At 55.0% G+C, this 15,298-nt stretch carries 13 protein-coding genes; 8 read left to right on the forward strand and 5 right to left on the reverse strand.

Features of this window, described 5'->3' with window-relative positions:
- Positions 1-270: 270 nt before the first annotated feature.
- The 4 genes from ACFOYU_RS16275 to ACFOYU_RS16290 all read left to right on the forward strand — a co-directional run bounded on the left by ACFOYU_RS16275 (position 271) and on the right by ACFOYU_RS16290 (position 3,011).
- Positions 271-1,398, forward strand: coding sequence for a three-Cys-motif partner protein TcmP (locus ACFOYU_RS16275; protein WP_377034403.1), 1,128 nt, complete (start codon positions 271-273; stop codon positions 1,396-1,398).
- A 2-nt stretch (positions 1,399-1,400) separates the two neighbouring features.
- Positions 1,401-2,159, forward strand: coding sequence for a DUF5131 family protein (locus ACFOYU_RS16280; protein WP_377034404.1), 759 nt, complete (start codon positions 1,401-1,403; stop codon positions 2,157-2,159).
- A gap of 153 nt (positions 2,160-2,312) precedes the next feature.
- Positions 2,313-2,510 (forward strand): hypothetical protein, encoded by a 198-nt coding sequence (locus ACFOYU_RS16285; RefSeq protein ID WP_377034405.1) that lies wholly within the window; start codon positions 2,313-2,315, stop codon positions 2,508-2,510.
- Positions 2,511-2,573: 63 nt separating this feature from the next.
- Entirely contained in the window at positions 2,574-3,011 is a 438-nt protein-coding gene (locus ACFOYU_RS16290) for a hypothetical protein (RefSeq protein WP_377034406.1), read from the forward strand.
- A 50-nt stretch (positions 3,012-3,061) separates the two neighbouring features.
- On the opposite strand, the gene ACFOYU_RS16295 is transcribed toward ACFOYU_RS16290, so the two are convergent.
- Complete coding sequence (locus ACFOYU_RS16295; RefSeq protein ID WP_377034407.1) at positions 3,062-3,274, reverse strand: hypothetical protein; 213 nt, start codon at positions 3,272-3,274, stop codon at positions 3,062-3,064.
- A 558-nt stretch (positions 3,275-3,832) separates the two neighbouring features.
- On the opposite strand from ACFOYU_RS16295, the gene ACFOYU_RS16300 reads away from it, so the two are divergent.
- The gene (locus ACFOYU_RS16300) at positions 3,833-4,147 is read left to right on the forward strand and encodes a hypothetical protein (RefSeq protein WP_377034408.1); all 315 of its coding nucleotides are present in this window, start codon (positions 3,833-3,835) and stop codon (positions 4,145-4,147) included.
- Between the two features lie 273 nt (positions 4,148-4,420).
- Here the strand turns inward: ACFOYU_RS16300 and ACFOYU_RS16305 are convergent, their stop codons facing one another.
- Entirely contained in the window at positions 4,421-9,379 is a 4,959-nt protein-coding gene (locus ACFOYU_RS16305) for a DEAD/DEAH box helicase (protein ID WP_377034409.1), read from the reverse strand.
- Positions 9,380-10,528: 1,149 nt separating this feature from the next.
- Here ACFOYU_RS16305 and ACFOYU_RS16310 point away from each other — a divergent pair.
- Genes ACFOYU_RS16310 through ACFOYU_RS16320 form a run of 3 tightly spaced genes read left to right on the forward strand, consistent with a single transcriptional unit; the run spans position 10,529 to position 12,747 of the window.
- Positions 10,529-11,677 carry a hypothetical protein gene (locus tag ACFOYU_RS16310; protein WP_377034410.1) on the forward strand — a complete coding sequence of 383 codons (1,149 nt, stop codon included), beginning with the start codon at positions 10,529-10,531 and terminating at the stop codon, positions 11,675-11,677.
- Positions 11,678-11,718: 41 nt separating this feature from the next.
- The gene (locus ACFOYU_RS16315) at positions 11,719-12,222 is read left to right on the forward strand and encodes a hypothetical protein (RefSeq protein WP_377034411.1); all 504 of its coding nucleotides are present in this window, start codon (positions 11,719-11,721) and stop codon (positions 12,220-12,222) included.
- Positions 12,223-12,225: 3 nt separating this feature from the next.
- The gene (locus ACFOYU_RS16320) at positions 12,226-12,747 is read left to right on the forward strand and encodes a hypothetical protein (protein WP_377034412.1); all 522 of its coding nucleotides are present in this window, start codon (positions 12,226-12,228) and stop codon (positions 12,745-12,747) included.
- Between the two features lie 176 nt (positions 12,748-12,923).
- Here the strand turns inward: ACFOYU_RS16320 and ACFOYU_RS16325 are convergent, their stop codons facing one another.
- The 3 genes from ACFOYU_RS16325 to ACFOYU_RS16335 are packed head-to-tail and all read right to left on the reverse strand — an operon-like array spanning position 12,924 to position 14,833.
- Positions 12,924-13,547, reverse strand: coding sequence for a hypothetical protein (locus ACFOYU_RS16325; RefSeq protein WP_377034413.1), 624 nt, complete (start codon positions 13,545-13,547; stop codon positions 12,924-12,926).
- A 9-nt stretch (positions 13,548-13,556) separates the two neighbouring features.
- Complete coding sequence (locus ACFOYU_RS16330) at positions 13,557-13,955, reverse strand: hypothetical protein (protein ID WP_377034414.1); 399 nt, start codon at positions 13,953-13,955, stop codon at positions 13,557-13,559.
- The gene (locus ACFOYU_RS16335; protein WP_377034415.1) at positions 13,952-14,833 is read right to left on the reverse strand and encodes a hypothetical protein; all 882 of its coding nucleotides are present in this window, start codon (positions 14,831-14,833) and stop codon (positions 13,952-13,954) included. The genes ACFOYU_RS16330 and ACFOYU_RS16335 overlap by 4 nt, the downstream gene beginning before the upstream one ends.
- Positions 14,834-15,298: the final 465 nt, after the last annotated feature.

Below are 15,298 nucleotides of genomic sequence, written 5' to 3' on the forward strand. Positions count from 1 at the left end.
TAATCTGAGGCTTTTTGGAACAGGACCGGAGACGGTCACAGGCAAACGTCCGAACGCCGGATGTTCGGGGGTATGTGGTGTTCATGAGGGGTGATGAGGCTAACCAGGGATGATGGCGGCGGATTGGGTAACCGGCGCAGGAACGGCCAATCTCTTGATCCGCAATCGCTGTGATGAGGGTTGCACTGGGGACAATCTGCGCCTGCCCATTGTTCTTGTTTTGTTGCCATGACATAGATAGGAAGCCGATCTTATAATCCGGAGCAGCGCGTGGCGAAGGTCCAAGAGTTTTTCAACGAGCAAAAGGATCAATCTGAAGTCAAGGCTAAGATTGTCTCGAAGTACTTCGACGCTTGGTGCAACGTCATGCTTGGGAACAGGCGTCAATACGGAAGAATTAACAAGCTCGCATATATCGACCTATTCGCTGGTCCCGGTCGTTACGATGATGGGTCTAAGTCCACGCCGATTATGGTCCTGGAAAATGCTATAAAGAACAAGGAGTTGTCCGAGCTTCTTGTCGCAATGTTCAACGATAAAGACGAAGACAACATCAAGTCATTGAGAAATGCGATTGATGAATTAGAGGGTTTCAGTAAACTTAAGAACAAACCCATCATTCTCTGCTCGGAAATCGATAAGGATGCTGAGGAGATGTTCGTCAGTGCGAACATGTGCCCCACGTTTTCGTTCGTTGATCCATTTGGCTACAAGGACTTGTCGGCAAAGTTCATCACGGCAATCATAAAGGATTGGGGCTGTGATTGCGTGTTCTTCTTTAACTATGGCCGTATCAACGCGGGAATCAGCAATCCCATGGTTGCGAAACACATGGATGCGCTGTTCGGCTCGAAGAGAGCAGAAAGGATGCGGGACTTCGTACGCGAGAAGTCATCGGGCGAGCGCGAAGTGTACATCCTTGAAGAACTCGCAGGGGCACTGAAGGAGTTAGGCGCGAGGTATGTTTTGCCGTTCCGTTTCAAGAAACAGGATGGGAGTAGGACCTCCCATGCGCTCGTGTTCGTGACCAAGAACATTCGGGGATACGAGATCATGAAGGATATCATGGCCAGAGAAAGCTCAACCCTGGATCAAGGTGTGCCTTCATTTACATATTCTCCTGCGGATGCCGCAACGCCATTGCTGTTTTCTCTCGCGCGTCCCTTGGAAGCCCTCGGAGATGACTTAGTTCGCAAATTCGCGGGGCGGACGCTCACGATGAAAGAAGTATACGACTCCCACCATGTGGACACGCCGTATCTGCCGAAGAACTATAAGAGTGCCCTCGTAGAGCTTGAAGCCGCTGGCCGTATTCAAGCAGATCCCCCGGCAAAGTCGCGAAAGGCGGGGACATTTGCTGATAAGACCCTTGTCACCTTCCCCAAGTTGGCGTCTTAGCCATGGGTAGCTCATCCTCCATTGAGTGGACTGATGCCACATGGAACCCCGTAGGCGGCTGCACCATCGTGTCGCCGGGCTGTACAAATTGCTACGCCATGCGCATGGCTGCGCGGCTGGAAGCGATGGGCCAGGACAAATACAAGGGAACCACACGAAAGACCGGTGGGCGATACAAGTGGACTGGTAAAGTCGTACTCGACTACAAGGCTCTCACAGTCCCGCAGACTTGGCGCAAGGGTAGGCGCATATTCGTCAACAGTATGTCCGATCTTTTCCACGAGGATGTTCCGCTGGATTTCATTTCAGCGGTCTTCCAGGTCATGAAAGAGACGCCGCAGCACACGTATCAAGTCTTAACGAAACGTGCGGACCGGCTACTGAAACTGTCGCCTCAACTCTCCTGGCCAGCTAATACCTGGATGGGCGTCAGCGTAGAGAATGAGGATTATCTTGAGCGGGTGGATTGCCTCCGCAAGTCTCATGCTGCGGTCAAGTTCCTATCCCTCGAACCATTATTAGGGCCATTAAATGGGATCAACCTTGCAGAGATTGACTGGGTGATTGTCGGAGGCGAAAGCGGCCCAGGTGCCCGCCCGATGAATCCGGAATGGGTGCGTGAGATCCGGGATCAATGTCTGGAAGCTGATGTAGCCTTTCACTTCAAGCAATGGGGTGGTCCCGTGAAAAGCACCACGGGAAGAGTTTTGGACGGCAGAACCTGGGATGAGATGCCTCGCCAGACACACTTCCTTGGTTGATGGTTATAGCTCTCATCGCGTGACGGCAGGCACTCTTGCAACCATGATACCCCGTCAAACACCCGCAACACTTGCTCCTTGGAAAGGATCAGGTCATCTTGCCGTCAATCGACAGGCCACTTGGGGTATGTCCGGTCTAAAGGTGCGAACGAAATGGCAGATTTAATCCTCTTAATCTTCGAAAACAAAGAGGCCGTTCGCTGCGCCAGCCTTGCTGAAGCGAAAGAGAAAGCAAGCTCTCATTACCATGCAGAGGGCCGAGTTCTGGTCGAAGTCACCCCAGAGGGTGGAGGGGCGATGACGACGCTGGAATTTGATCAAAATTCTCGTGATTGGATTGCTGTCAGTTAAGACAATCCCCCGTATCGAACAATTACAAATACCACCCGCAATAATCAAAATGGAAATCTGCTAATGGTCCTTCTTTTTCTACTGGCGCTTCTGCTTGCTTGGCCAACAGCAGGTCTTTCGATAATCGCCTATGTAGCGTTTGCAGTGATCAAAAGCTACCTGAATGCAAAATCGCGCACGCATTACGTCAATGAACACCGCGCAGAGCGCGAGGTCAGGTCTGGCGGGAGGCACGTGCCATCGTGGGCTGGCAACAACATTGAAAACCAGATTTTCGTAGAGGCGATCCAGAAGGCCACCATAAGAAAGGGAGTTCCACAAACCTTCTTATGGGCAGTTCTTGGGGACAAAGAGACCTTCCAAAATCTTGTTTTCCTCGCGGGAGCAATGGAGCGCGAAGGCGCTTCATTTATTGAGCAACAAGTAGCAGTTTGCGACAAACTCGTGGATATGTGGGAGCGAGCACCTACGAACGTTAGGAGTGCGGCTCTCAGCGAATAAAGTCGAGCCCTGGCCTACGCGAAGGCTTTGGGAATGCGTTGGCCGGGTCTTTATCCTGCCTTCTCGCGTTCACCTTCGCGCTCGCTTGCCGACCGATTGAGACGAAGACCGCTCAAATCGTTTTCCAGGATCTCTCGTAGCCGGACCAGGACATCCTGATGCCGCGCGTCGATCACCCGCGACCGCATCTTCTCGTTAATGAGCCTCAGCATGGAAAGCATGTCTGCCTTCAGCATCACCCAGCCGCGCGTTTCGCGACGCATGAGTGAACCTTCACGTGCTTACGGCAGCCACGTGGTGATCGAACCTTGGCGGTTCAAGACGCGGCCAGCCACTCCCCCAACTTGGTCCTGCGGCCCGCAAGATACCCACCCCTAAAGATGGTTAGGAGCGCCGGGTGGACTATGTTCAAGCGAAAATCATTTGAAACCGGGACAGGCGTGCCAAGAACGATGACGGGCGGGCCTCGTATCAGGGGCGCGGCCAACGAGGAGATCGGAATGACCGAGGTTGGCACCCATATCGTCCGAGCCACTCTCGAAGACGAGCCGACCATCCACCACGAGATTTGAAGCCAGGAATGCTCGGCGATCTGTATAAGGCCGTCGTCCAAAGTGCTGTCTTTACGTCGTGGCACAGAATTTCGACGAGCTATCGGCTAACGATTCGCAAGTAAGCCGGATACCGTCGCTGGGAGCGCGACGGTATATGGGAAAACACATTTGCCTTTTAACAAAAGATTCCAATACATTAGAATCGCCATCAACGAGCATGCGGCGGCCGATTGCGACACACTCGCAGGTTAAACTAAGGGGCAATTGATGTTTTGGAACAAAAAGAAAGACCACTCCGCTACCATTGAGAAAATAGCTCTGTCTCTGATAGAGAGCAAGCAGGAGACAGGAGTTCTTCCATTTCTCTCTTTGAAAGAGGCCGCAGATTACGCAAAAGACAAGAGTCCTCTGCATGCGCCAGGATTTGTGCAATGCCACGCGGTAATCGGAAGCGGTTACTACAATTTAGAATTCAAGCTGCATCCCGATAAAGGGGTGTATATGAGCGCGTATTATTATGGCGAGGCAAGCGACATTGGGGGCATGGCAAGCGGATTGAAAGGCTCAAGAGGCTGGAAATGATATTCAGCATCTGTATTAGAAGCTGATAACTCCACATCCCGCCTGACGTTGCCAGCACCCTGCGCCTTCGGGCGTGGGGTGTTGGCATGAGGGGGATGGCGGAAGAGCAGGTCCGGAAGACGAGATCGTGGTGCAACAATCGCCTTGCCCGTCCATGAGGCCATGATCTCGGCTGTCAGAATCCCAGTCGGGGTTCCGTCAGCGAGAAAGACACGAATAGTCCGGCCTCTTGGACCAGTGGAGGTAACCATACTATTTCCCTGCATGGGTAATCTATTCGGCGGCTACTCGATCCTGTGCCGACGTTACGAGAGCTATTTCCAGCGACGGTAGGGAACGCACGATCTTCATAGTTTCGAGGCTAACCGTGATGATCCGTTGAAACAGCTTAAGCGGGTAAGCAGGGTCGCCAACCGTTTCGACGGCATAAAGGTTGGCGTCGTTGACGATGCCGCTATTCTTGTCGGTCTTCACAACCTGCCGTTCCATCACCCATTCGAGCGCAGGCTTCCCGTTGACGACATACTCGTATGCTTCAAGCGGGATGCCGGTCATCGTGATGTTGGCATTGTAGATGACGGTAGTCTTGTCGAGATGGGGCCGTTTGCCAGCGAATCTCATCTGCTCGACACGATAAAAAGATTCTGGATTTGCGATGTTCGCCAGTCGCAGGTCGCCTTGGGCGATGGTCACCGGGAAAGGCGCGACCGTTTCGTAGCCAATGTGAAGTTCGCTAAGTTTTCGACCGGCCTCGACAAAGGCCCAGAAGTTCGCAGCACCCTTAACAACCGGGATGCGTGGCAACTCCTTTGACAGATTGTCAGCAAATCGCTCCCGGTAGTCCTCCGAATGGAGCACACCGTAGACATAGAAAAAGAGGTCATCCTTGGTGATCGCCTCACCGGGATATGCCAGTCGGAAGTGCGCAAGTCCTTCGTCCGTGATCGCATCGCGGCGGGTGTAACCGCCTACGCTCTGGCCAACTTGATCGAACAGACCGCCTTGCGCCGTTTCGGGTATTTCCTCGACTACATCGTAAACATAGCGCGGGAAGCACTGCGTTCCGCCTTTCATAGCGGATATGCAAAGCTCCGGAACTGCGTCGCTCATCAGAACGGTGAACCCAGCTATGTTCCCCGGAGCGGACACCCCGATAATTCGATTTTCGGCTGCCGCGTCGGGAAACAGCCGGGGAATCTGGTAAACCATCTCGTTCATTGAACGATTGAAATATAACCACTGCTTCGTAAAGGGACGATAGAGGCTTCGGGTGAAGCTGGAATCATCGAAGGCAAAGCGCTTCCCCCTCACCAAATCCTGCTTCAGCGCACGAGTCCAACTGACCTTTGTGGGGTTGGTGTTAATGAAGGTATCGACAGCAGCCTCGCGTGCCTTCCGGTCGCTCACCGGAATTGCGGCATTCAGCCTGTTAACTTCGGCATTGTAGAACTCGATCGTGCGCTGGATATTACTGGCGAGAGCATCGCGGCTTCCGTTGAAGCACCATGAATCGCGCTGTGTCACTATTCCACGGGAGTAGTTGGCGAAAAGTTTTGGTGCGGTCGGATTATCTTTGTCTCCCAGCGGGAAAAGCTCAGAGAAATTGGAATCGCGCTGATTGAGCCAGTCCCCGTGGTTGTCAGGCTCGATCGTCTGCCAGCCATTTGCCTCACTGATGCCCCTGATGCTGCCGAACTTCGCGACGATGGCGAGTTTCTCCTCGCGGCTCAGGTAGTCGCCGACATCATGGAAGTAGATTTGGCCGTGCGCGGTGGCATCGGGGTTTTTCACCAGCAGCGTAATCGCGACCGGGGTGCGACTGCCCGAGCCAAAAATCTTGCCACCCTCGCGCCGCGACCGCTCGCCCGAGGTCCTCTGATTCCCGCGTAGGTGGAACACATAGATGTTGGCGAACTCGTCAGCCAAGCATTTACGAAGTCCATCGGTTGCGTTGCCATCAACCCATCCTGCATTGCTGACGAAGGCGACTATGCCGCTCTTACCGACTCTATCGCTTGCCCAGCGAAAGGCACGAATATAGCTGTTGTAGAGGCCGTTGCTGTTCGTGGCCATCGATCGTTCCACATAGGTCGATCGGATGCTCTCATCAAGTTTGGGATACGACTGGTTCGCATTGTTGTCATTAACGCTCTCCTGTCCGACCGAATACGGAGGGTTGCCCATGATAACCCGGATGTCGAGCGCCTTCTGGCGGGCGCGGCGGCTGCTGTTGTCTGCCATGAGGTCGCTAATGAGGTCGCGCTCCTGCTCGTAAAGCTGGAACGTGTCAGTAAGGCAGATGCCCTCAAACGGCTTGTAGTCGCCACCCGATAATGAATGGTACACAGCCTCAATGTTGATCGCTGCAATGTAGTAGGCGAGCAGCACAATTTCGTTTGCGTGAATCTCGTGAGTGTACTTGTGTTCCAGTTGGTCTGGCTTAATCAGGCCAGATTGCAAAAGGCGGGTAACGAAGGTGCCCGTCCCGACGAACGGATCTATGATATGAACGCCCTTGCTTCCAAGGGTTTGGCCGAACTCAGCCTGAAGCACGTCATTCACTGAGTGTATGATGAAATCAACGACTTCAACTGGTGTATAAACGATGCCCAGCCTCTCAGTCATCTTCGGGAAGGCATTGCGGAAGAATTTGTCGTAAAGCTCCACGATAATGCGCTGCTTGCCCTCAGCATTATCAATGCCTGCTGCACGCAACTTCACACTGTCATAGAATTTCTGAAGGCTCTGGGCCTCCTTCTCCAAGTTTTGCTCATGCAGCACTTCCAGAATAGACTGCATGGCTCTTGAGACGGGGTTCTCAGACGTGAAGCTGTATCCCTCAAACAGGGCTTCGAACACGGGCTTGGTGATCAGATGCTGAGCCAGCATCTCGATGGCTTCTACCTCTGTGATGCTATCGTTCAGATCGTCCCGCAGTTCTTCAAGGAAGGTCTCAAAGGCGGCTCGCTCCCTTGTGTCGGGCTGTTCCAATAGAGCCTTGATGCGAGTGATATGGGTCTGGGCGATCTTGGCGATGTCGCCAGCCCAATCCTCCCAATAAGTACGCTTACCGCACTTCTTGACGATCTTAGCCATGATAGCTGAGGAGAACTCGTCGAAAACAAAGGCGGTTTGGACAGCCGACTGCTGACCTGTTGCCGGGTCATCCCCATACACTTCATCATCAGACGCGCTGCCACGTCCAATCCCAACACCCGACCGCTTCGCCATTGTCTTCGTCGGAAGCTGGTTTGTGACTGCAATGACCTCGATATGACCACTCACATCAACACCCAAGTCCATCTTGTTGATGGTGGCATCGAAGCGGTCGTCGTGGGCACGGAGCGCGTTCAAGATTTGCCAGACAACCCGGTACTTTTCGTTATTTTTGAGGGCTTCCTCTGGCGAGACACCGGCAGGAATACCCACTGGCAGGATGACGTATCCCATCTTCTTGCCTTCGGCACGCCGCATCACCCGGCCAACCGACTGCACGACATCAATCTGGGACTTTCGAGGGTGCAGGAACATTATAGCATCGAGCGCCGGGACATCGACACCTTCTGACAGACAACGGGCGTTGCTAAGGATGCGGCAGGTGTCGCCCTCAGAGTCCTCCTTTAGCCAATCGAGAAGCAGTGTTCTGCTTTTGGCATTAAACGTGCCATCGACGTGCTCCAACTGGCAGTCGAGTTGGTACGTGTCGCCTGGGAAGCCATCCATGACGTTGCCGCCGTCCAGGTACTCCTCGACAACCGCTTTGAACTCGTTCGTGATTAGCTTTGAGCTTCGGATGTCCTTGCAGAAGGCAATCGCCCGTTTCATAGGATGGGGGTCGGAAGACACGTCGGCTTTCAAATCAGCCTTCGTTAACGCCTTGTAGCATCCAATAATTTTGGTTGCGTCGTCGAGCAATAGCTCGCTGTTCGCGTCGGTCAGGCGCTTCTGGACGCCTGTGCTCACCATCTCCTCGTCCACTGCCAGAACGATCACCTTATAGTCGGTCAAAAGCCCATTCTGAACTGCCCACGAGAAGCCCCGTTGAAACAGGACCTCTCCGTACAGGTTGGTGTCGTCCATTGAGCAGAGTTCGACGGCAGCCTCATTCGCTTTCGTCTTCACGGCATCGCCAAAGATGCGTGGTGTAGCAGTCATATAGAGGCGCTTTTTGCCACTGATGAAGTCCTGCCGGTGGATTTTCACAAAGTTGGATTCGTCACCATTGGCGAAGACTGCGCCAGTTGTGCGATGTGCCTCATCGCAGATAATCAAATCGAACTCGGGCAATCCGTGGTTCTTCTGGGCATCTGAGATGACCTGAATGGATTGGTAGGTCGAGAAGACCACAGTCATCCGGTCCTCTGCTGGGTGGGCAATCTTGTCTACCAGCTTCTTGGCATCGGTCGTGGCTGGAAATGCAAGATCATGGATCTCCAAGTCAGCAACATCATCTCCATTCCGACGCTTGCCAACCTGACTGTCTGAGCAGACAGCGAAAGATCGCAATAAAGTTTCGGAATCGTTGGTCCACTCACGCACACTCTGGGACATTAGGGCGAGGGAGGGGACGAGGAAGAGAACGATCTTACCCTGGCCCGCCAATCTTTCTGCGATCTTTAGGCTGGTGAATGTTTTACCGGTCCCGCAAGCCATGATCAGCTTGCCACGGTCAGCATCCTTGAGCCCATTTTCCACAGCGTCCAAAGCTTCGGCCTGATGCTTTCGAAGCTGCTTTTTTGGCGCGAGGACGACCTTCTGCTCGCGGCGGTATACGCCCCAATCAATTGGGCTTTCCGACAGGTCGGTTAGGCCAATCCGTAACGTCTCTATGTGCTGATCCTTCAGGGCATTCTCGGCGTGCTCACTCCACTCGGCATCGGTGGTGTCGATGATCAATCGGCGTGTGAAAGGAGCCTTGCCTGACGCAGCGAAAAACGAGTCGATTTCACTTCTCGCGATCTTTTTGTCAGCCTCGTAGAACTTGCACTGGATGGCGCAGTACCCCTCGGCGTCTTTCAGCTTCGCCACCAGATCAATGCCGGTATCACGACGGTCGATACCTTGTTGCTGCGCCCAGTCCGAAAACGACCAGACTTCTTCATACTGCACGGCCTGAACGGGGTCGTTTTTCAGGAAGGCGATGGCAAGTCGCTCGAAATAGGTTCCTTTTTCGCGTTCCGTCTTGGCGGCATTGCGAAATGAGGAAAGGAGATCATTGAGAGCTTTGGTCATAGCCGCCTTCATCCGTGTCTTGAAGGCGATGCACCCAAACCCATAAGGCCATACCTGTTGGCGGGTGGATTAGCACCCAAGCAACTGACCCAAGATCTCGGAAAGCGAGCCCCCACTGAACCAAGGGGTATTTCAGACGCCGAGTGTTGAAAAGTGGATAATGTGCTGAGAGACCAACTTGAGCACGACGTTTTTGGCGCAGCCCCAGCGTTCCGGTACGCGAGCTTACGACGCCTGGGCGATCCCTGCCCAGCATTAGCAGGCAGCCCGCTATAATGGTATCGCGAGGCTGGCGCGTGTACTCGATCCTTTCCGCGATAACATAGATCTCACTGACGATGCACTTGCCATTCCGGACGGGAGGATGCCTTATGCCGCGTTGCAATCGTGTAACACCCTTTGGCGATTTCGAGGCCAGCCCTGCCCGTGGGCATTTTATGGGTAATCGGGGCATTCTCCACGACGATAACGGCAACCTTGGAAAGGCTCGATGGAAGCATAAGGCTTGGGTCACGTGCGTGCTCTCCTACAAGGGAGCCCGCCGCACTCTCATGCAGCCCGACAATTACACCGAGTTGTTTTTCTGTGACGAAGCTACCGCTTTGGCAGCAGGCCACCGGCCATGTGGTCAATGTCGGCCCTTGGACTATCAGCGGTACATGAACGCGTGGCAGCAGGCGTATGGTCTTGAAGCTCCCCCACGGGCAGGAGAGGTCGATAAGCTGCTGCATCAGGCACGGGTTGCTCAAGACAAGAGGCAGATCAGAACTCGCGCGAGATCGAGCGATCTACCAGATGGAACCATCGTTAGCTTCCCTGAGCAGTCGGAGACGGCGTGGCTGATATGGCAGGGAGGTCTCCACCGCTGGTCTCATGAAGGCTATAGCGACCGCCGTCGTGTCGCGGCAGATGAAGAGGTCATAGTACTCACGCCTGAACCGACCATCCGTGTCCTGGCTGCCGGATATAAGCCGGTGGTCCATCCATCGGTGGCAGGGTAACGGCTCCAAATACCTGCCGTTCAAATCGTTCGATCCTGCGATCTCCTTTATCCGCTTGGTTTAGATCCATTGGAGGTCAGCGAAATTAGTAGACAGGTTGGAGATCCGTGCGAGTCTCGAATGATTCGAGATAACATGGAGCGTGCCTGTGGTCCCATCTGCTGCGAGTCACGATATCCGCCCACGTTCCTTCTCCGGCTGGCCGCTGAGCACCGCCGTTGAACTGGACGCCGCCTGTCCCTCATTCTTGTCCTTCGTCTTCTGCGGCGCTGCCCTCAAGCGGCAAGCGATTTTCTCCACTCTGGCTGCTCTAACCCGAGAGTGTCCCGAAGCCCTCGCCACTCGCCTTCGCCCGTTCGCGCTCACCGACGATCTGAACCATCAGACCTCCTTCAAACAGATTGCCCGTGCGTTGATGGCTACACGGGCGCGGGAGATCCTCCAAGCTGTATTCGGCGATGTTCCGGACGGCTTCCTCGGTGTCCTCAGTCGAATCGGCGATGAGCCGCTTCGTAAACCCAGTTTGTACTTCACGCTGTTCGAGATCTTCTCGGACCCGCAGCACCGGGCACGTCGGGATGTTCTGCGTCAGCGCAGCGGCTCGATCACTGCCACTCACATCGAGGTCATCAGCCGCCTTGATCCCATTCTGGTCCATCGGAATGTCTTGAACCGCCTTTATGGAGCGTCTCAAGCGGACGATGCGAATGCGGCACTCGCTCTTGTCCGGAGCACGGTCTCATCCGCAACCGATGAGACAATTCGCCAGTCGATTGAAAATTTGGGAGAAAAGACCGATCTGGGAGCATTGTTCAGCCGGTGGCTTGAGAAGGTAGACCGGCCTCCTGTGCATCTTCCTGTTCCTGAGGATGATCCTGATCTTGCGGTGGTGACATCAGGCGTAGCAATGGCCTCGCTGGGGCGGCGCTTCCGCAACTGCGCGGCGAGCCGTACCCTTCACCTTGCACAAGGGGCACAGGTCCTGCTCGAATGGCGACATCCACCCGGACTGGTAGCCCAATGCCATCGCCTGACTAACGGCTCGTGGGTCCTGACGGAGATCTACGCCAAAAGGAATGGGCTCGTCGATCCCGAGGCAGCAGCCGCTCTCCGAGGAAAACTTGAAGCGCTCGGCATCCCGGCGCTGTGTTCAGAGGATGCTCATCCGCGCACCAGGGGCATCATGAATTTGCTGGGCCAATGGGGCGGCACCGGCCATCGTCATAGGCTTAACGAGATGGAGCCTGAACTCGATGGACTTGAGCGAGAGATCGCAGAGGCGGGAGAGGTTGTGTAGCCGCGTTCTCCTCATCCACGCGTATTGGTCCGGGAGGCCATATGCTTCAAGCCGGTCTTCTTGCTCTATTGATCCTGATCCGGGTGATCCCCTGGCTGGGAGCGCATGTCGGAATTATGCTGGCGGGCATTGGCTTCTGGCTCGCGACTGAAATAATCGCACCTGATCGAAAGGAGGTCGGGGCACAAGCTGCCGTGACCCGTACCTTCAACGCAAAAGTCCGTGTGAGCAACGAACGGGTGAGTGTCGATGGCTGGTTCATCACGGTCACCGTGCGAAACGATAGCAATGCTCGAATTTACGATTTCTGGCTTCGCTGCTCGTTCCAGGTGCCGCAGACCCGCTTCAAGCCGACCGATCCGGAGGCCAGTCGAGAGAATGTCTCAACCGACTTTCATTATGGCTATATCGCTCCGGGGGCTGCGGAACAGATCTCCCTGGCACTCGAACCGAACGGGCTCCTTCCCAGAGCGATCCCGTCAAGTTTCTCGTGCGAGCCGCGCTACCAGCACGAGGCGACAGACCTATTCCTGGACCAAGGATAGCCCATGGATTCCGGTCTCGCGCTGTTGATGTTTGTGGGGTTGTGCCTGCTCGGGGTGGTCCTCGTTGGCTTGCTGATCGTTGCCACGCCGATCATGTCCTGGCTGCTGATCGGCAGCGTTGTGTTTCTCGGGTTCAGGTTCGTGCTGACACTCCTTGGTCTTGCGGGCTCGTCTCCGGATCACCCGCGCCTTTCACCCGAGAGCTTTATCTCGAAGGCGGCGATCACGATGGCGACCGAGATCGGATTGGCTGGTCCGGAACGATTTGCGATCAATGCGAGCGGCATGATCACCAACCGGTCAGACCGGACCATCGCCGGGATCAGAATCTGGTGCCGCGCAGAGGCCCTGTATGGCTCGGACACGGATTCGGGCACCATTCCAGTGACGGTCAATCGGGCTGAGACCCGCTCATTTTCTGGTGTAGTCGCCAACCGATTTTACGGGATCACCCGTATAGGCACCGTATTGCGGGTCGCGCCGGAGCGTCACTTTTGCCGGGTCGAGCGGCTTATCGAGGGCTGAGCATATTCTGGGATGCCCCGTCGCCCGGTGGTAGGCTCAGCAGTACGCTCAACCGAATGTTAGACCCTCAGGCAGGTTCCGATTTCGGAGAAGCCTTGCCTGAACCCTCGTAGCCCAGGTAGTGGTCGCTCGACATATCGTTACCTGAAGGGGTCGTTTTCCTTTGAATCTTTCGATCAGCCAATCAACAGCGGCATAGGCTCATCGAACGGATCTGGCATATACACGAGCACTGGTCGTTTCGGGCTCGTTCGAGCACGGCGCGGGCGAACCGTCATATGACGAGACTGGTACCGCCGATGGTCAGGATCGTCTGTCATGAGGCTGCCGGGATGAACAATGGCCAGAACTATGTCGCGCAATTCCTCCTGTTTTATCCGGCTGAGAGTAGTCGGCCACCGTGCCTCAAAGGCTGCAAGCAACTCGCTCTCGGTGACCGACCCGAGCGATACAACCCCATGAACCGTTTTGTCATGGCACAGCCAGAGGCGCAGTGAAATGCTGTTCCATCGATGGCAGATCTGCCGTCTATACGCGATGATGTTCCACGCAGTGACCCGCCAGTGAGCGAACTCCACTTTGGCGTTGACGTCGGCAGCAATGGCGATGGTGTAATTTCGCCCGTTGCTCGTGGTCTCGAAGTTGCGGGCGGTGCGATGAGCGTATCGCCTCGCACATCTGGTGCACTCGATATAGGCGCATCGGTGCGCCGAGGAGCATTTGGTGATCATCCGGTATTTATCGGTCCGTGGAACGTAAGGCATCCATCGAAGCTCGTTGGATAAATAGAAGAAACCCACCAGAGGCCATCAATGCGCCGCCACGAGATCATCCAATCCTCTGCCCTCCTGCATATGATCGCTGGTGTTCGGCAGGCGAAAGTTACCACCCATCATATCGTCGATTGTATCGGACTGGACCGGACTACCCTCCCGCTCCCAGGTGCATTCGAACAAGCATATCGGGAACGTGAGGATTGGTGTCGCGAGAACTGTACCGGTAAATTCGTAATTCGGCCCCTCGGCCCCTGTCCGGAAAGACTTTATGGACGGCGCTTCGGCTTCGAGCGCCTCAGCGATGCGACCTACTTCAAGATGCGCTTTCCCAAGATTTAGGTCGGTGTCATTCGGAACGCCGATAGATCGCCGATGAAAGCCACAACGCGGATGTTTGGTGGCTGCCCATTCGGCAGCCCACCAAATGGTCATACCCGATGCTTGTGCCAGAGGGTTCGGACGGTTTTTACATCCTTTCCTACCTCACCAAGTATGGTTGCCCGCCCATTTTGGACGCGGGCCAACAGCAACGTGTATTCGCTTTGGCTGGTCCGCTGACCTTTTAGTTTGACCGTGGCGAGAGGCGTTGCCTCCTGTCGCACCCGGAACCGGCTCCATTCGAGCTTTGCCTTTTGGCGGTTCTCCTCTCGAATTTCGCGCTTGTCATCCTCAGTCTCCAATTCAACAATGGCTCTTGCTGTCGCCAGAAGTGAGGGCGCACGCCCACTACCGGTTTGCTGATCCGCGAGCTTTGAAATCCAGCGACGCACTGCCTCTTGGGTTGGCTCAACTCCGTCGATCTCCCAAGCCCAAAGTGCGATGGACCAATCGTGTAACGTGGAGCTTGGCACCGAAACACCAGCGGCTTTGACGATTGCTCGAACAACGCCAAGATGATGGGGTGTATCCTTCCGGATTCTGATCCTGGCACGATCCAGTAGAGCGTCGCGGAACTCGGTGTCGGTCAAAGCTCGCATCGAGAGTGGGTAGAGTAAGCTGAGAGTTGTATGTGCAGATCGCTGGCCCCGCTCGACCAAGTGCGCGAGCACTTTGTGGAAGCGCTGAACCTCAATGACAGCGGCCTCGATAACGCCATCGTAGTCATGGATCTGCGAACTGACCGCAGGCAACGTTTGCCCTGCCTCAACACCGGTCGGAACATCGCCTTCGTGTTGATCCATTGCTGAAACTGCGGGCGGGATGTCTGTAGTACTCTCTGCTCGCCGAGCACCATCTTGCTCGTTTCCAATCTCCCATCCGATCTCGGATGAGAACGTGCTTGATGTGGTCGAATTCACTGGCTTATTCATTCCATGCCTCTTCTGGCGGCGCTACGTTGCCGGAAGAATGCGCACAAATGCCTCCCCGACAGTCGCGAACCGCGTTTGTGTTTCAATTGCGGAGCCGCTGATGCTGCCGTGGGCTTGCCGAGACGCAACTTGGGCAGCGGCAACGCCGCATCCGATTTTTCGATTCTGGAAGTCTTGCTTGTTTGCTCGCCCCGTCACCGCAGTAATGAGGCTGCCTCAAAAGCGAGGCACGCTGCCGGAACGGAGCATCGCTCTACGCACCGGCCTTAATGAAACTGGCGCGGGATCTAATGGATGCCTGTGATGTTGTCAACGGCTGTTGCAGATCTTTCGAGGAACCAATCCGCCGCCATCATCCCTGGTTAGCCTCATCACCCCTCATGAACACCACATACCCCCGAACATCCGGCGTTCGGACGTTTGCCTGTGACCGTCTCCGGTCCTGTTCCAAAAAGCCTCAGATTA

Source organism: Microvirga sp. GCM10011540, from assembly GCF_042650665.1.
In the GTDB taxonomy this organism is placed as follows: Bacteria; Pseudomonadota; Alphaproteobacteria; order Rhizobiales; family Beijerinckiaceae; genus Microvirga; species Microvirga lenta.